This window comes from Streptomyces sp. CC53 (assembly GCF_001865245.1).
Lineage (GTDB): Bacteria > Actinomycetota > Actinomycetes > Streptomycetales > Streptomycetaceae > Streptomyces.
Genome location: NZ_MKXB01000104.1, coordinates 36275 through 52972 on the forward strand (window position 1 = coordinate 36275; position 16698 = coordinate 52972).

Here is a 16698-nt window from a genome sequence, read left to right on the forward strand (position 1 = left end):
CCGTATGCGCCGCGGCGCCTCAGCGCGCCCCGGGCAGGTCCGTCCGGGGCGGCACCGGCAGCGGTAGCGCCGGCAGCCCGTCCAGGCTGCGGCCCACGTGCTCCTTCTTCTCGCAGTACGCCCGGAACTCCTCGTCGGTCTTGCGCCCGAAGTGCTCGGCGTGCTGGGTGCGTTCCTCCCGGTAGTCGAGGAACGGCACGGCGAAGCCGCAGGTGTCGCTGATCCGGTGGGCGCGGACCACCACGATCGCCCGGGCGCTGGGGCCGTCGGCCTCCCCGAAGTGCCGGACGAGGCCGGGCCAGCGCGGGTCGTCGCGGAAGACCGGCTCCCCGGTGCCGTGCACGCGCAGGATCTTCGGCGGGCCGTCGAAGGCGCACCACATCAGGGTGATCCGGCCGTTGCCCTCCTCCCGCAGGTGGGCGATGGTCTCGGCGCCGCTGCCGCCGAAGTCGAGGTACGCGACGGTCCGCCCGTCCAGGACGGCGAGGGTGCCCTTGCGGCCCTTGGGGGAGAGGTTGACGTGCCCGTCGCCCGAGAGCGGGGCGGTCGCCGTGAAGAACACGGGCTGCTGCTCGATGAACGTCCGTATCCGGCCGTCGATGGTGTCGTATTGCTGTCCCATGCCGTTGATTCTGCTGGCCGCGGGATGCGCGGCGCACAGGTTTCCGCCTGTCGGACGTGGGCCCGGCGACCCGGGCACGCGTTGACAAAGCATACGGACCTCTGCATAGTTATGCCTACTGGCGGTGTACCGAAGGAGACCCCGTGACCGAGCGCTCCGCTCTCGCCCACCCGGGCTGTCGGGCCGCCTGCACCGCGGTGGCGGACACCGCCGTCCCGGGTCCGCCGGCCGGGGGTACCGCGCGGCGCGGCCGGGGGCCCACGGCCACGACCGGTCGCGCGCCCGCTCCCGGTCGCCCGGCACGCACCTGACTCCGCACCACCCATCCGAGCCTCCGCCTCCCCGCCCCCTTCCGCGGTGGGGAGGCGGCCGCACCTCCAGAGGAGCTTCCCGCAGTGAGCAGCAACAACGGTGACGTCCGGCTCTGGGGCGGCCGGTTCGCCGACGGCCCGGCCGACGCGCTGGCGAAACTCTCCGCCTCCGTCCACTTCGACTGGCGGCTCGCGCCGTACGACATCGCCGGCTCCCGCGCCCACGCCCGCGTGCTGCACAAGGCGGGGCTCCTCACCGAGGACGAACTGACCGGCATGCTGGCCGGGCTCGACGCGCTGGAGGCCGACGTGGCGTCCGGCGCCTTCGCCGGCACGGTCGCGGACGAGGACGTGCACACCGCCCTGGAGCGGGGCCTGCTGGAGCGCCTGGGCGCCGACCTGGGCGGCAAGCTGCGCGCCGGCCGGTCCCGCAACGACCAGGTCGCGACGCTCTTCCGTATGTACCTGCGGGACCACGCCCGCATCCTCGGCGGACTGCTCGCCGACCTCCAGGACGCCCTCGTCGGGCTCGCGGAGGCGCACCCCGACGTCGCCATGCCGGGCCGCACCCACCTCCAGCACGCCCAGCCGGTGCTCTTCGCCCACCACGTGCTCGCCCACGTCCAGTCGCTGTCCCGGGACGCCGAGCGGCTGCGCCAGTGGGACAAGCGCACCGCGGTCTCCCCGTACGGCTCCGGCGCCCTGGCCGGGTCCTCGCTCGGGCTCGACCCGGAGGCGGTCGCCCAGGACCTGGGCTTCGAGAACGGCAGCGCGGGCAACTCCATCGACGGCACGGCGTCCCGCGACTTCGTCGCCGAGTTCGCCTTCATCACCGCGATGATCGGCGTGAACCTGTCGCGGATCGCCGAGGAGGTCATCATCTGGAACACGAAGGAGTTCTCCTTCGTGACCCTCCACGACGCCTTCTCGACCGGCTCCTCGATCATGCCGCAGAAGAAGAACCCGGACATCGCGGAGCTCGCCCGCGGCAAGTCGGGCCGGCTGATCGGCAACCTCACCGGCCTGCTCGCCACCCTGAAGGCGCTCCCGCTCGCGTACAACCGCGACCTCCAGGAGGACAAGGAGCCGGTCTTCGACTCCTGCGACCAGCTGGAGGTCCTGCTGCCCGCCTTCACCGGCATGATGGCGACCCTCACGGTGAACCGCGCACGCATGGAGGAACTGGCCCCCGCCGGCTTCTCTCTGGCCACCGACATCGCCGAGTGGCTGGTCAAGCAGGGTGTGCCGTTCCGCGTCGCGCACGAGGTCGCCGGCGAGTGCGTCAAGGAGTGCGAGGCGCAGGGCATCGAACTGGACCAGCTCAGCGACGAGCAGTTGGCCAAGATCTCCGAACACCTGACGCCCGAGGTGCGCACCGTCCTCAACGTGCCCGGCGCCCTCGCCGCGCGCAGCGGCCGCGGCGGCACGGCCCCCTCCGCCGTCGCCGTGCAGCTCGCCGAGGTCAAGGCCGACCTGGTGATCCAGCGGGCCTGGGCCGACGCCCGGAAGAAGTAGCGCCTCCCGCGCGGACGAAGGCGGTGGTGCCCGAGGTGCAGCAGCACCTCGGGCACCACCGCCTTCCCGGTGCCGCCACCCGGCCGCCCCCGGTCGTCCCGCTGCGCCGGTCCCCCTCGGCCGGCTCCCTGCCCTCGCGTGCGAACCGGCGGGTCCGTGGCTCGGCGCCGGCCCCGAGCGGGCCCGCCGCTCACCCGCGCACGGGCGGACCCAGGAGGACCCCGCCTGTACGGGGCGGGTTCCCCCGCCCCCTCGCGCGCTCGAGCGGCCCGTACGTCCGAGGCGGAGGTTCCCGCTCCGCGCCGGCTCCCCCCGCGCGCGCTCGGGCATGCCCCCCGGGCACGGCCCGGATGCGGCCTCATGCGCCTCCCGCGCGGAAGCCCCCGGTCCCTACAGCTCCGCCGCCCACGCGTGCAGCGCGTCGAAGTCCTGGCGCACCAGCCCTCTTCGGGGATCGACGTACATGAGCAGCGCACCGGCCAGGTGCCGCTGCTCGACGTACTCCCTGTCGTACGACGTGATGTCGTCGTCCACCCAGGCGAAGGGCCGCCCGGCCGCGTACTCCAGCAGGTACTGCGTCTTCCAGAAGGTGCCTGCGGGCGCCCGCCCGTGCATCGTCGGCCAGTCGACGAACGGCAGCTCGGGCAACCCGAGCCGCGGGCCTATCCACGTGTTGGCCTCGCCCTTCCACGTGGTCGCCCACACCAGTTCGTACGCCTCAGCCAGGGCCCGCAGCTCCGTGCCGTGCTCCGGGCTCAGCCACACCCGCAGCGGCCGTCCGGCGCTCCAGCCCTCCGGTCGCATGCGATGCGTCCCGTACCCCGCGGGACGGCGCTGCGCCTGCGCCGCGTAGGGGTTCAGGGGTCCGTCGACGTCCAGCAGCAGCAAGGGTCTCTCCGGCATGCCACATGATCCTTTCCGGCCCGGCAGTGAGTCGAACAGTTTTCGCGTGAGACACGCATGTCTCATTCGGGGTATCGTTGTCTCATGAGTGTTGACCGTGACCGGGTGCTCCGCACCGCCGCCGCCCTGCTCTCCCGCAAGTCGACCGCCACCATGGACGAGGTCGCGCGCGCCGCGGGCATCGGGCGCGCCACCCTGCACCGGCACTTCGCCGGGCGGGACGCCCTGGTCAGGGCGCTGGAGGAGCTCGGCATCCAGGAGTTCGAAGCGGCGCTGGACGCGGCCGCGCTGGACGAGGGGAGCGCCGAGGACGCGCTGCGGCGGCTGGTCACCGGGGTGGAGCCCGTCGCCGGACTGCTGTCGTTCCTCGTCACCGAGAACCAGCTCTTCGAGGGCGACCAGGTGAACGAGGGCTGGGGGCGGCTCGACGCGCGCGTCTCCGCGCTGTTCCGGCGCGGCCAGGAGCGCGGTGAGTTCCGGATCGACCTCACGCCCGCCTGGCTCACCGAGGCGCTCTACGGCCTCGTCGGCACCTGCGCCTGGGCCGTGCAGGACGGCCGGGTCGCCGCCAAGGACTTCCAGTACATGATCGTCGAGCTGCTGCTCGGCGGAGCACGACGCAGGAGTGTGGACCAGTGACCGGCACCGAAACCGTACAGCAGGCCAGGGGCGGCGAGGAGACCGCCCGTCGGCCCGGGCGGTGGCTCGCGCTCGCCGTCCTCGTCTTCGCCGTCCTCCTCGTCGCCGTCGACGCTACCGTCCTCGGCCTCGCCACCCCGTTCCTCAGCGAGGACCTCAAGCCGTCGGGCACCCAGCTGCTGTGGATCGGCGACGTCTACTCCTTCGTGATCGCCGGTCTGCTCGTCTCCATGGGAAGCCTGGGCGACCGGATCGGGCGCAAGAAGCTGCTCCTGGTCGGCGCCACCGCGTTCGGCGCGGTGTCCGTGCTGAACGCGTACGCCACCAGCCCCGAGATGATGATCGTCGCCCGGGCGCTGCTCGGCGTCGCGGGCGCGACCCTCATGCCCTCGACCCTGGCCCTCATCCGCAACCTCTTCCACGACCCGCGCGAGCGCAGCCTCGCCATCGGCATCTGGGGTGCCACGGCGTCGGCGGGCGCCGCCGTCGGCCCGGTCGTCGGCGGCGCCCTCCTGGAGCACTTCTGGTGGGGCTCGGTGTTCCTCATCAACCTGCCGGTGATGGCCGTCCTCGTCGTGGTCGGCTTCCGGCTGATCCCCGAGTCGAAGAACCCCGCGCCCGGCCCCTGGGACCTGCCGAGCGTCGCCGGCTCCCTCGTCGGCATGATCGGCGTCGTCTACGCGGTGAAGGAGACGGCCGCGCACGGCCTCCACCTGGACGCCGCGGCGGCCGCGGCCGTCGGCGCGGCGGGGCTGACCTGGTTCGTCCGCAGGCAGTTGAGGCTCGACGCACCGCTGCTGGACATGCGGCTCTTCCAGAACCGCGGCTTCTCCGCCGCCGTCCTCGCCGACCTGCTGACGATCCTGGGCCTCGCGGGACTGATCTTCTTCCTGTCCCAGTTCCTGCAGCTAGTCCAGGGCCGCAGCCCCCTGCAGGCGGGCCTCGCGGAGCTGCCCGCCGCGCTCGGCGCGATCGGCGCCGGTCTCGTCGCGGGCCTCGTGGCGCGGCGGTTCTCCGTACGGTCCGCCGTGGCCGGCGGTCTCGCCGCGGTCGGCCTCGCGCTGGCCGCCCTGACGGCCCTGGGCCGCGAGACGGGCTACCCCCTGCTCGGCGCCTCGCTGCTCGTCGTGGGCGTCGGCGCGGGGCTCGCCTTCACCGTGACCGCCGACGTCATCCTGTCCAGCGTCCCCAAGGAGCAGGCCGGCGCCGCCTCCGCCGTGTCGGAGACCGCCTACGAGCTGGGTGCGGCACTCGGCATCGCCGTGCTGGGCTCCATCGTGACCGGCGTCTACCGCGGCTTCCCCACCCCACACGGAGTGCCCGAGCCGGTCGCGGCGGCGGCGCACGAGTCGCTGGGCGGCGCGGTGGAGGCGGCCGCCGCCCTGCCGGAACGTTCCGCCGAGGCGCTGGTGACGGCCGCCCAGGACGCCTTCGTGTCGGGCCTGCACATCGCGGCCGGCGTGGGCGCCGCCGTCCTGCTGGCCACGGCCGCGGCGGCCTGGTTCCTGCTGCGCGGCCAGCGACTGGAGGACGGGGCCGCCGAGCACCCCTGACCCGGGGCGACCCGTTGGCGCCCCTCACGGGGCCGTCCCCCTCGCCGGCCGACCCGTGTACGCCCCCGGCCGGCCCCCACGGCGGGCCGCCGGCGCTCCGGCCGAGGCGGAGAGCGTTCCTCCCGGGGCCGGCCGTCCGCCGCGCGGGGACGCACCCGGCGCTTCCCGGCCGGACCGTACGCGCGGAGAGGGCCGCACCCCCACGGGGTGCGGCCCTCTCCGCACCACGGCGGCCGTGCGGCTACGCGGCCTTCGCCTTGGTCGCGTACATGTCCACGTACTCCTGCCCGGACAACTGCATGACCTCGGTCATCACGGAGTCCGTCACCGCCCGCAGCACGTAGCGGTCGCGGTCCATGCCGTCGTAGCGGGAGAACTCCATCGGCTCGCCGAAGCGCACCGTCACCCGGCCCGGGCGCGGCAGCCCCGCGCCGCCCGGCTGCAGCTTGTCCGTACCGATGAGCGCGAACGGCACCACGGGCGCCCCCGTCATCAGCGTCAGGCGGGCGATGCCCGTGCGGCCGCGGTAGAGGCGGCCGTCGGGGGAGCGGGTGCCCTCCGGGTAGATGCCGAAGACGCGGCCCTCCTCCAGGATCCTGCGGCCCGTGTGCAGCGCGGCCACCGCCGCCCCGGCGCCGTCCCGGTCCACCGGGATCATGCCGACGCCGGTGAAGAACCACGCCATGAGGCGTCCCTTGATGCCCTTGCCCGTGACGTACTCGTCCTTGCCGATGAAGCACACCTGGCGGTCCACGACGAGCGGGAGGATCATCGAGTCGATGAAGGTGAGGTGGTTGCCCGCCAGGATCACCGGCCCCGACGCGGGGATGTTCTCGGCGCCCTCGACCTGTGGCCGGAACATCAGTCGCATGACCGGGCCGAGCACTGCCTTGATGAGCGCGAAGCGGGACAACGAGTCCTCCGGTGTTCCGGTTGTGGTCTTGGGTCCGTGCAGGTGAGGACGATACTCGCGAGTCATGTCCGCGCGCACGTCGGGTTCATCGAGTCGATACGCAGTGTTGACCTGTGTTTTCCACGCGTTCGTCCAGGGTCTCCCGTACGGAAGGCGTAGCCGCCTAGCATCGGCCGCGCTCAGCCGATCGACAGCCGAACAGCGGAACGGGCGGTGCGCCGACCAGGTGAACCGGCGTGCCGCCGCCGACACGCTCACGCAGGGAGCCTTCATGACAACGGGTGCGCGCAGGAGTTGGGGCCGCCGGAACGTCCTCGGAGCAGCGGTGCTGGGGACGGCCGCGCTCTCGGCGGGCGGGGTGGCGGCCGGTACGGCGGCCGCGGCCGCCCGCACCGACGGGTCCGCGAACGCCGCCGGACGCGGAGCCTCCGCCGGACGGCACCCGGCCTACCGGAGGCTGCCCGTCCCCACGGTCATCGCCCACCGCGGCGCCAGCGGCTACCGCCCGGAGCACACCCTGGGCTCCTACCAGCTGGCCCTCGACACGGGCGCCCACGTCATCGAGCAGGACCTCGTGCCCACGAAGGACGGCCACCTGGTGTGCCGCCACGAGAACGACATCACGGGCACCACGGACGTCGCGGACCACCCGGAGTTCGCCTCCCGCCGCACGACCAAGACCGTCGACGGGCAGTCCCTCACCGGCTGGTTCACGGAGGACTTCACGCTCGCCGAGCTGAAGACGCTCCGCGCAAAGGAGCGCATCCCGGGCACGCGCCCGGACAACACCCTGTACGACGGGCGGTGGACCGTGCCGACGTTCGACGAGGTGCTGCGCTGGGCCGAGAAGGAGGGCCGCCGCCGGGGCCGTCCGGTGTGGCTGCACGTCGAGACCAAGCACCCCACCTACTTCCGCGGGCTCGGCCTCGGCCTGGAGGAGCGCCTGGCCCGGCTGCTGCGCCGGTACGGCCGCCACCGCGCCGACTCCCCGACGTTCCTGCAGTCGTTCGAGCCCAGCAGCATGGAGCGCATGGCGCGGCTGGTCCGCACGCCCCGCGTGGTGCTGCTCTGGACGCCCGACGACCGCCCCTGGGACTTCGTGGAGGCCGGCGACCCGCGCACCGTCGCCGACCTCGTCACGCCCGAGGGCCTGGACTGGATCGCCTCGTACGCCCAGGGCATCGGCCCCCTCCTCGACCTGGTCGTGCCCCGCAACGCCGACGGCGGGCTGGGGGAACCCACGACCCTCGTCCGCGACGCCCACGCCCGGGGGCTGGTCCTCCACCCGTACACCCTGCGCAACGAGAACCGCTTCCTGCCCGCCGACTTCCGGCGCGGCACGGACCCGGACGCGTACGGCGACGTCTTCGGCGCCTACCAGGCGTACTTCGCCACCGGCATCGACGGCATCTTCACCGACCAGCCCGACACCGCGCTGCTCGCCGCCGCCGACCACCGGGACCGCCGCGGATAGCGCATGACACGCACCGGGACCGCGCGCACCTCAGGTGACGCGGCCCCGGACGGCCACCCGCCCGCGCCAGGGGCCGCCCGCGGGCACCCGGCAGGCAGCGCTCGGGCGCGCACGCGTCCGCGGCTTGCTGCGCCCGGTCCGCGCCGGGTGCCTCCCGTGAGTCTCAGGCGCGGGCGACCCCGACGTTTCTGCGTCCGCGCCGCCGCACGGCCCGCTGCGCCCCGGTCCGCGGCCGGTGTCGCCCGTGGGCGCCGGGCGCGGGCGCTCTGACGCGTCCGCGTCCGCCCGCGCGGCGCGCTGGACCCAGTCTGCGCCGGTTGTCGGGGCGGGTCACCGGGCGCGGGAACTTGGCATGTCCGCGTCCACCCGCGCTGCGCGCTGCGCTCTGTCTCCCGCGCGCCTGCCTCCGGCTCCCACGCCTGCCGCACGCCCGCCCCCGACTCTCGCGCCCCGTCGGCCTCCCGCGCCCGCGGGTCCCGGCGCGGCTCCTCCGGGGGCGCACGGTCCGGCCGCCGCCGGAACCCCCGACGGACCCACGGCCCGGCCACTGCGGGAGCCCCGGCGGGCTCACGGTCCCGCTGCCGCTGCCCCTGCCGCCGACTGACCGGCGGTGGCCGTCAGCCGCGCGCCCCCTGGCAGTCCCATCGGGGGATTGGCGGCGCACGCGGCAACCGTCCGCACCCCGCAGCGTGTCGTGCCCGGCATGACCTCCCGCGAACCAGCAGACAACCGGTCGGCCGCCCCCGAACTCACCGGACTGGTCGGGGCCCTCGCTCCACTGCTCACCGCCGAGTCCGACGCCGAGGCCCCGGCCGCGGGCGTCGACTCCCACGACCTCCAGCAGGCCGTCTGGCTGCGTCTGCTGGAGTGCCACGCGGGCCCGGGACTGCCCGACCGGCCCGCCGACTGGCTGCGCCGCGCCGTGCGCGCGGAAGCACGCCGGGCCCGCCGCACCGCCGTACGGGAACTGCCGTACGGCCCCGAGGGCGAACCGCTGCCCGACGACCGCCACCAGCCCGGGCACGCCCCCGGCCCCGAATGCGCCGCACTCGCCGCCGAGCGGCAGCGGGCCCTGCGCACCGCGGTGCGCCGCTCACCCGTCGCATGCCGACGACTGCTGGCTGTGATGTTGTCGCCGAACGACCTCACGTACCGAGAGATCGCAGGGAGGTTGGGTATCTCACAGGGGAGTTTAGGGCCGATGCGTTCCCGTTGCCTGGGATGCCTGCGCAGAATGCTCGCGGCAGAGGTTGCCGCACCGGACGAGGGGGACAGGTGCGCGCGACCGACAGGGCGAATCAGGTGAGCCGGAGGCATGCACCCATGGGCATGAGCGTGACCATCACAGCGGCGAGCGCGCAGGACGTCGAGCAGATCCTCAAGCTGCAGTACCTCTGCTACCAGAGCGAAGCCGAACTGTACGGCGACTACACCATCGAGCCGCTGACGCAGACCCTCGACGAGCTGAGGGCCGAACTCCGGCGCGGCCACGCCCTCGTCGCCCGCCTCGGGAACGAGGTCGTCGCCTCCGTGCGCGGCGAGGTCGACGACGCCGGCACGGCCCGGATCGCCAAGCTCATCGTGCACCCACGGATGCGCCGGCACGGCCTCGGCGGACGGCTGCTCGACGCCATCGAGCAGCACTTCGCCACCGCCCCCGCCGACGGCGCCGTCGCCAAGCGCTTCCGGCTCTTCACCGGCCACCGCAGCGAGGGCAACCTGAACCTGTACCGCAAGAAGGGCTACGAGGCCGTGTCCAGGGAACAGACCGGGCCGCGGCTCACCCTCGTCACCCTGGAGAAGGCCGCCTAGCCGTCTTGTCCCGACGCGCGCGCACGCCGCCCGGCGGTGCCGGGCGGCAGGGCCCGGGCCGCGACCGGTCCGCGCCGCGCGCCGGTCAGGCCGCGGCGCCCGCCGCAGCGGCGCGCGACCTGCGCAGCCACCACATGCCCGTGACGGGCAGCAGCACCGGGATGAACACGTACCCGTAACCGAACTCCGACCACACCGTCGTGTCGGGGAAGGCGTGCGGGTCGAGCAGGGTCCACGTCCCCACCGTCAGCACCCCCGCCAACTCGGCGGCGCAGCACACCAGCGCCGCCCTGCGGGCCGTCTCGCCGCCCCGCACCAGGGTGTACGTGATGAAGACGTACACCACCGCCGCGACGGCCGAGAGGCTGTACGCCAGCGGGGCGCGGCCGAAGTCGACCGCGATCTGGTACACCGACCGCGACACGGCACCGACCGACATCACCCCGTACAGCCACACCAGCAGCATGCCCGGGCCCTTCACCAGGGACGTGCCCGCCATCAGCCCTCCCACCAGATGTCGTGGAGGCGCACCTCCAGCACCGCCAGGACCACCGCTCCGGCGGCGGCCGTCGCCGAGCCCCAGCGGCTGCGTTCCACCAGCGACATGAAGCCCGCCGCGGGGACCGCGAAGAACGCGCCCAGCAGATACGCCACGAAGATCGCCGTGCCCTCCTCGGGCTCGCCGCCGCCGGCGAGCCGCACCACACCGACCACCAGCTGGGCCAGCGCCAGCACCGTCACCACGGCCATGCCGATGAAGTGCCAGTCCTTCGTCGGCTGGTCCCGGTAGGCGGCGAAGCCGCACCACGCGGCCAGCAGGAGCGCGGCCACGGACACCGCGACCGTGAGGGCTGTGAGCATGGACTCGAGAGTATTACGCCCCGGGAAAGCAGCGGCGCCGACCCCGGCCGACGCCTCAGCCGGCCCCCTCCACCCCTCTCCCCGCCTGATCTCCGCCTCACCTGGCCCTCACCACCCCGGGCCCGCCTCACCCGGCCGGCCTCCGGGCCCCCGCCGCCGGGCGCCGGCGGCAGCCGTGCGGGCGTCCCCACGGCGTCCGGCCGGCTCCGCCGGAAGGCCGGCCGCGCACGTGGTCTTGACCACAGCGTCCGGCCGGCCGAACACCCGCGGAGCGACCCTGCCGTGTCCCCGTCACCGCAGGCCAGAGCAGGGAAGGAGGCGCCGGTCCGGCTCACCCCCGGAAGGGGCGAGCCGTCCGTATCGTGCCCCTCGACCGTCCGATATGCGGACAGCCGTGATCGGTGCGCAGCGGCCTCTGCTTGAATGGCAGCCATGACCACGACGAGCAGCCGCACCCTTGCGACCGAGGCGATGATGACGCCCGGTGCTCGTTGTATGCGTCGAATGTGCGCCTTCTGAGGGCCCCCGACCGAGCCTCGCGCCCCCGAAGCGAGACCGACCGCGACACCCGAGCCCGTGTCCGCGCGGAAGACCGCCGGACCGCGCCCGCCCCGCGCACCAGCCTGCCACGGCAGCCCCGCGCCGCGCGTCGGACCCCGAACCGGATCGACGAATGCCCCGTGCCCGGCGGACACCGCGCCGTGCACTCGACAGTGACGGAAACACCCCTGTGATCACCACCAAGGGCCTGACCAAGGTCTACGAGTCGCGCGGCCGCCAGGTCACCGCTCTGGACGGCGTCGACCTGCACGTCCGCGAGGGCGAGGTGTTCGGCGTCCTCGGCCAGAGCGGCGCCGGCAAGTCCTCCCTCATCCGCTGCGTCAACCTCCTGGAGCGCCCGACCTCCGGCACCGTGACGGTCGACGGCACCGACCTCACCGCCCTCGCCGGGCGGGGCCGCCGCGCCGGGCGGGAGCTGCGCCGGGCCCGCAGCCGCATCGGCATGGTCTTCCAGCACTTCAACCTGCTGTCCTCACGCACCGTCCAGGACAACGTGGAACTGCCCCTGGAGATCCTCGGCGTGTCCGGCGCCGACCGCGCCCGCCGCGCCCTCGAACTCCTCGACCTCGTCGGCCTCGCCGACAAGGCCCGGGCCTACCCCGGCCAGCTGTCCGGCGGCCAGAAGCAGCGCGTCGGCATCGCCCGCGCCCTCGCGGGCAGCCCCAAGGTGCTCCTCTCCGACGAGGCCACCAGCGCCCTCGACCCGGAGACCACCCGATCCATCCTCCAGCTGCTGCGCGACCTCAACCGGCAGCTCGGCCTCACCGTGCTGCTCATCACGCACGAGATGGACGTCGTCAAGACCGTCTGCGACTCCGCGGCCCTCATGAAGCGGGGCCGCGTCGTCGAGTCCGGTACGGTCGCCGAGCTCCTCGCGACCCCGGGCTCCGAACTCGCCCGCGAACTGTTCCCCGTCAGCGGCGCGGCCACCGGGCCCGACCGCACGGTCCTCGACGTCACCTTCCACGGCGAGACGGCCACCCGGCCCGTCATCTCGCAGCTCGCCCGCACCTACAACGTCGACATCTCGATCCTCGGCGCCGCCATGGACACCGTCGGCGGCAAGCAGATCGGCCGCATGCGCATCGAACTGCCCGGGCGCTACGAGGACAACGTCGTCCCCGTCGGCTTCCTGCGCGAACAGGGTCTCCAAGTCGACCCCGTCGACTCGCCGGCCTCCGACGCCACCGCGATCGTCACCTCCGCCCTGGCCGAGGAAGGTGCCCGATGACCTGGTCCGAGATGCAGCCCCTGCTCGTACAGGGCACCCTCGACACCCTCTACATGGTCCTGTGGGCCACCGTCGTCTCCGTCCTCGGCGGACTGCCCCTCGGCCTCCTCCTCGTCCTCACGGACAAGGGCGGACTGCTGCAGAACACCGTCGTCAACAAGTCCGTCGGCGTCATCGTGAACATCGGCCGCTCGCTGCCGTTCATCATCCTGCTGATCGCGCTGATCCCCTTCACGAGCTTCGTCGTCGGCACCTTCATCGGACCGACCGCGATGATCGTGCCCCTGGCCGTCGGTGCCATCCCCTTCTTCGCGCGGCTCGTCGAGACCGCCGTGCGCGAGGTCGACCACGGGCTGGTGGAAGCCGTCCAGTCCATGGGCGGCTCCGTCCCCACCATCGTCCGCAAGGTCCTGCTGCCGCAGGCCCTGCCGTCCCTCGTCTCCGCCGTCACCACCACGGTCATCGTGCTCATCGGCTACTCCGCGATGGCCGGCGCGGTCGGCGGCGAGGGCCTCGGCTCCAAGGCGGTCACCTACGGCTACCAGCGTTTCGACACCACCTTCATGCTCGTCACCGTCGTGATCCTGGTCGCCGTCGTCAGCGCCGTCCAACTCCTCGGGGACGGTGCCGTACGGCTCCTGGCCCGTCGCGGCCGCACCTCGTCATGAACCCGGCCGCCGTCTTCCCGCAGGCCGCCGCACCCCGGCCCCGGTGCGCCGCCACCGGGTCCGGCGCGCGCCCGGCCCCGGTGCGCCGCTGACGCCCGGCGCACCCGTCGGCCCGGTGCGCCGCCGAACGCGGCGCACCCCACGAACCGGCGCGCCCCCGCACCCCGGGCGGCGCGACCACGGAAAGCCCGCACTCCTTGTCCGGGCGGACTTCACACCAGAAAGAGGCACTCTTCGTGCGCAGCAACACCAAGACCATCGCCGCCTTCGCCGGCATCACCGTCCTCGCCCTCGGCCTGACCGCCTGCGGCACCGCATCCGATCCGTCCTCCGCCAAGGACGGCTCCGGCAAGGCCGACGCGGCCAAGCCGCTCGTCGTCGCCGCGTCCCCGACGCCGCACGCCGACATCCTCACCTACGTCAAGGACAACCTCGCCCAGAAGGCCGGGCTCACGCTGGAGATCAAGGAGTTCACCGACTACGTCCTGCCGAACACCGCAACGGACCAGGGACAGGTCGACGCCAACTACTTCCAGCACAAGCCGTACCTGGACGACTTCAACCAGAAGAACGGCACCGACATCGTCCCCGTCGCCGACGTCCACCTCGAACCGCTCGGCCTCTACTCCGGCAAGCTGAAGGCGCTCAAGGACCTGAAGGCCGGCCAGACCGTCGCCGTCCCCAACGACACGACCAACGGCGGCCGTGCCCTCAAGCTCCTCGCCGACAACGGCCTCATCACCCTGAAGGACGGCGTCGGCGCCGGCGCCACCCTCGCCGACATCACCGACAAGAAGGGCCTGGAGTTCAAGGAGCTGGAGGCCGCCACCGTGCCCCGCGCCCTGAACGAGGTCGACGCCGCCGTCATCAACGGCAACTACGCCATCGAGGCCGACCTCAACCCGGCGAAGGACGCCCTAGCCCTGGAGAACGCCGACGGCAACCCGTACGCCAACTTCCTCGCCGTGAAGAAGGGCAACGAGGACGACCCGCGGATCAAGAAGCTCGCCGAGCTCCTCACCTCCCCCGAGGTGAAGAAGTACATCGAGGACACCTACGAAGGCTCCGTCATCCCGGCCGACGGCCAGGCCGGTTGACCGAACTGAAGGGCCGTCACGTCACGGCGGCCCCGCGGAGGGCCCCGCACACCACCCGGTGCGCGGGGCCCGTCCCGTCTCACCATGCACGGCGGCCCGCTGATGCTGCATGCTGTCCGTCCACGACCATTACCAACGGTCGTCACCCGTCCACGGAACAGTCCTCGGCCACCGGCATGGAGCTGCACATGACCCCCACCTTTCCGGACATCTCCATCAGCACGGAACGGTTGGTGCTGCGCCCCTACGACGCCGACGACATCCCCGCCCACACCGAGATGATGAACGACGAACTCGTCACCGCCTGGACGTCCGCCCCCCACCCGTACACCGCCTCCCACGCCGAGCAGTGGGTGCGCAGGATCGCTCCTGCGGAACGCGCCTCGGGCCGCGGCCTCGTCCTCGCCGTCACCGAGTTCCTCACCCAGCGCCTCGTCGGCACCGTCCACCTCCGCCAGGTCGACTGGCGGACCCGCTCCGCCACCGTCGCCTACGTCACCGCCCCCTGGGCCCGCGGCGAGGGCTACGCCACCGAATCCCTCCACGGACTCGCCCGGTGGCTGTTCGAGGAGCAGCGTTTCGAACGCCTGGAGCTGCGCACCGCCGCCGACAACACCGCTTCCCAGCAGGTCGCCCAGAAACTGGGCTGCATCAGCGAAGGCGTCCTGCGCAACGCCGGGATAGCGCGCGCCCAGGCCCCGGACGGCCGCTGGACGGAGACCCGGACCGACCTGATCGTCTGGAGCCTGCTCCCCGAGGACCTGGAAGGCTCCACGGGCCCCGGCCGGCTCAGCCCCTCCTCCCACCTGCCGACCGGAACCGACTGGCGGTGACGGCGCCGGCGCGCCCCCGACCTGCCGGGCCGCCCCGTTCCGGGTACCCTCGCCCCTGCCACGACCTGCAACGACAGCCCCAGGGAGACGACGACCATGGCCGACCGGGTCACGGTGATCGGATGGGACGGCTCGCCCCTCACCGCGGCCGCGCAGTCCGCCCTCTCGGCCGCCACCCTGGTCGCGGGGGCCGCCCACCACCTCGTCCTCCCGGAGGTCCCCTCCGGCGCCGAGCGCGTCCGCCTCGGCAGCGTCGACCTCGCCGCCCGCCGCATCGCCGCCCACCGCGGCACCGCCGTCGTCCTCGCCGACGGCGACCCCGGTTTCTTCGGCGTGGTCCGCACCCTGCGCGACCCCCGCCACGGCCTGGAGGTCGAGGTCGTCCCCGCCGTCTCCTCCGTCGCCGCCGCCTTCGCCCGCGCCGGCATGCCCTGGGACGACGCCCGGATCGTCGCCGCCCACACCCGCACGCTGCGCCGTGCCGTGAACGTCTGCCGCGCCCACCCCAAGGTGGCGGTCCTCACCTCGCCTGGCGCCGGGCCCGCGGAACTCGCGCTCCTCCTCGACGGCGTGCACCGCACCTTCGTCATCTGCGAGGCCCTCGGCACCACACGCGAACAGGTCTCCGTCCTCACCTCGGACAAGGTCGCCGACCTCACCTGGCGCGACCCGAACGTCGTCCTCGTCATCGGCGGACACCCCACCGGCGCGGCCGCGGACCGCAGCGGGGGCTGGCTCATGGGCGGCCCCCCGCACGACCCCGTGCGCGGCTGGGCCCTGCCTCCCGAGGAGTACGCGGACACCCCCTCACCCGGCGGCGGCAAGCCCCCCGGCACCGCCGCCGACCACGTCCCGACGGACGCCGGCGGAGGGACCGAACTCCGGGCCGCCCAGCTGGCCCGGCTCGGCCCCCGCACCGGCGACCTCGTCTGGGACATCGGCTGCGGTGACGGCGCCTTCGCCGTGGAGGCGGCCCGCTTCGGCGCGGCCGTCATCGCCGTCGACGCCGACCCCGCCGCCTGCGCGCGCACCGACGCCGCCGCCCGCCGCCTCGGCGTCCAGCTCCAGACCGTGCACGGACGCGCCCCGCACGTCCTGGAGCGGCTGCCGGAACCCGACGTCGTACGGATCGGGGGCGGGGGAGCGGCCGTCACGGCCGCGTGCGCCGACCGGCGGCCCGAGCGCATCGTCGCCCACGCCGCCACCCGCGACCAGGCGGAGGCCGTCGCGACCGCCCTCACCGACGGCGGGTACACCGTCGAGTGCGCCCTCCTCCAGTCCGTGCACCTCGACCCGGGCGCGTGGTCGGAACGCCACCGCGCGGTCGCCTTCCTCATCGCCGGCCACCGGGCCTGAGCCCCCGCGCGCCGCAAACCCGCCCCGTGACCCCGCCGCTACGGAAGGGCAGGTAGGCTGGCCGACCGTTCCACCGCAGCCGGGCATCGGGCGGTTCTCCTCCAGCTCACCTGGGGAGCCTCAGTCAATATCCGGAGAAGGGCCCCTTTTTGGGGCACCATGGGGGACAACGCGACCGGGGGGTGCGCGACGTGGCGCAGTCCACAGCCGATCGTGGCGCGGGTCCGCTGCCACGGCGGCCGAACACGGCGAGAATGCTGCACGTCCGCGTGTCGTTCGTGCCGCGCGGCGCGCCCGCTCGTTACGTGTTGACGGGCGGAACCTTGAAGGAGCACAACCGATGGGCGAG

General features: G+C 73.6%; 16 protein-coding genes. 11 read left to right on the forward strand and 5 right to left on the reverse strand.

Annotated features, from left to right (window positions below):
* Nucleotides 1–19: 19 nt before the first annotated feature.
* Nucleotides 20–622, reverse strand: coding sequence for a pyridoxamine 5'-phosphate oxidase family protein (locus BJP40_RS09545; RefSeq protein WP_071271167.1), 603 nt, complete (start codon nucleotides 620–622; stop codon nucleotides 20–22).
* A 395-nt stretch (nucleotides 623–1017) separates the two neighbouring features.
* Between BJP40_RS09545 and argH the strand changes: the two genes are divergently transcribed.
* Nucleotides 1018–2448, forward strand: coding sequence for an argininosuccinate lyase (argH, locus tag BJP40_RS09550; RefSeq protein ID WP_071280002.1), 1431 nt, complete (start codon nucleotides 1018–1020; stop codon nucleotides 2446–2448).
* Nucleotides 2449–2838: 390 nt separating this feature from the next.
* On the opposite strand, the gene BJP40_RS09555 is transcribed toward argH, so the two are convergent.
* The gene (locus BJP40_RS09555; RefSeq protein WP_071280003.1) at nucleotides 2839–3351 is read right to left on the reverse strand and encodes an HAD domain-containing protein; all 513 of its coding nucleotides are present in this window, start codon (nucleotides 3349–3351) and stop codon (nucleotides 2839–2841) included.
* Nucleotides 3352–3435: 84 nt separating this feature from the next.
* On the opposite strand from BJP40_RS09555, the gene BJP40_RS09560 reads away from it, so the two are divergent.
* Together BJP40_RS09560 and BJP40_RS09565 are read left to right on the forward strand one after the other, a co-directional pair.
* Nucleotides 3436–3990: a TetR/AcrR family transcriptional regulator gene (locus BJP40_RS09560; protein ID WP_071280004.1), complete on the forward strand. Its 555-nt coding sequence runs from the start codon at nucleotides 3436–3438 to the stop codon at nucleotides 3988–3990.
* On the forward strand, nucleotides 3987–5543 hold the full coding sequence (locus tag BJP40_RS09565) for an MFS transporter (RefSeq protein WP_071280005.1): 1557 nt from the start codon (nucleotides 3987–3989) through the stop codon (nucleotides 5541–5543). Before BJP40_RS09560 ends, BJP40_RS09565 begins: the two co-directional genes overlap by 4 nt.
* A gap of 241 nt (nucleotides 5544–5784) precedes the next feature.
* On the opposite strand, the gene BJP40_RS09570 is transcribed toward BJP40_RS09565, so the two are convergent.
* Nucleotides 5785–6522, reverse strand: coding sequence for a 1-acyl-sn-glycerol-3-phosphate acyltransferase (locus BJP40_RS09570; RefSeq protein WP_079169372.1), 738 nt, complete (start codon nucleotides 6520–6522; stop codon nucleotides 5785–5787).
* 205 nt (nucleotides 6523–6727) lie between these two features.
* On the opposite strand from BJP40_RS09570, the gene BJP40_RS09575 reads away from it, so the two are divergent.
* From BJP40_RS09575 to BJP40_RS09585, 3 genes are all read left to right on the forward strand, one after another.
* Nucleotides 6728–7930 carry a glycerophosphodiester phosphodiesterase gene (locus BJP40_RS09575; RefSeq protein WP_071280027.1) on the forward strand — a complete coding sequence of 401 codons (1203 nt, stop codon included), beginning with the start codon at nucleotides 6728–6730 and terminating at the stop codon, nucleotides 7928–7930.
* Nucleotides 7931–8633: 703 nt separating this feature from the next.
* The gene (locus BJP40_RS09580; RefSeq protein ID WP_071280006.1) at nucleotides 8634–9236 is read left to right on the forward strand and encodes a sigma-70 family RNA polymerase sigma factor; all 603 of its coding nucleotides are present in this window, start codon (nucleotides 8634–8636) and stop codon (nucleotides 9234–9236) included.
* A 17-nt stretch (nucleotides 9237–9253) separates the two neighbouring features.
* Nucleotides 9254–9742, forward strand: coding sequence for a GNAT family N-acetyltransferase (locus tag BJP40_RS09585; protein ID WP_071280007.1), 489 nt, complete (start codon nucleotides 9254–9256; stop codon nucleotides 9740–9742).
* A gap of 85 nt (nucleotides 9743–9827) precedes the next feature.
* Here BJP40_RS09585 and BJP40_RS09590 read toward each other — a convergent pair whose 3' ends face one another.
* Both BJP40_RS09590 and BJP40_RS09595 read right to left on the reverse strand, forming a co-directional pair.
* Entirely contained in the window at nucleotides 9828–10241 is a 414-nt protein-coding gene (locus BJP40_RS09590; RefSeq protein WP_071269657.1) for a hypothetical protein, read from the reverse strand.
* Nucleotides 10241–10603, reverse strand: a complete 363-nt coding sequence (locus BJP40_RS09595; RefSeq protein ID WP_071269654.1) for a hypothetical protein — start codon at nucleotides 10601–10603, stop codon at nucleotides 10241–10243. The genes BJP40_RS09590 and BJP40_RS09595 overlap by 1 nt, the downstream gene beginning before the upstream one ends.
* 730 nt (nucleotides 10604–11333) lie before the next feature.
* Here BJP40_RS09595 and BJP40_RS09600 point away from each other — a divergent pair.
* From BJP40_RS09600 to cbiE, 5 genes are all read left to right on the forward strand, one after another.
* Nucleotides 11334–12395 (forward strand): methionine ABC transporter ATP-binding protein, encoded by a 1062-nt coding sequence (locus BJP40_RS09600; RefSeq protein ID WP_071280008.1) that lies wholly within the window; start codon nucleotides 11334–11336, stop codon nucleotides 12393–12395.
* Entirely contained in the window at nucleotides 12392–13063 is a 672-nt protein-coding gene (locus BJP40_RS09605; RefSeq protein ID WP_071280009.1) for a methionine ABC transporter permease, read from the forward strand. The genes BJP40_RS09600 and BJP40_RS09605 overlap by 4 nt, the downstream gene beginning before the upstream one ends.
* 236 nt (nucleotides 13064–13299) lie before the next feature.
* Entirely contained in the window at nucleotides 13300–14160 is an 861-nt protein-coding gene (locus BJP40_RS09610) for a MetQ/NlpA family ABC transporter substrate-binding protein (RefSeq protein WP_071280010.1), read from the forward strand.
* Nucleotides 14161–14348: 188 nt separating this feature from the next.
* Complete coding sequence (locus tag BJP40_RS09615) at nucleotides 14349–14993, forward strand: GNAT family N-acetyltransferase (protein WP_226962710.1); 645 nt, start codon at nucleotides 14349–14351, stop codon at nucleotides 14991–14993.
* A gap of 96 nt (nucleotides 14994–15089) precedes the next feature.
* The gene (gene cbiE / locus BJP40_RS09620) at nucleotides 15090–16349 is read left to right on the forward strand and encodes a precorrin-6y C5,15-methyltransferase (decarboxylating) subunit CbiE (RefSeq protein ID WP_071280012.1); all 1260 of its coding nucleotides are present in this window, start codon (nucleotides 15090–15092) and stop codon (nucleotides 16347–16349) included.
* Nucleotides 16350–16698 lie beyond the last annotated feature (349 nt).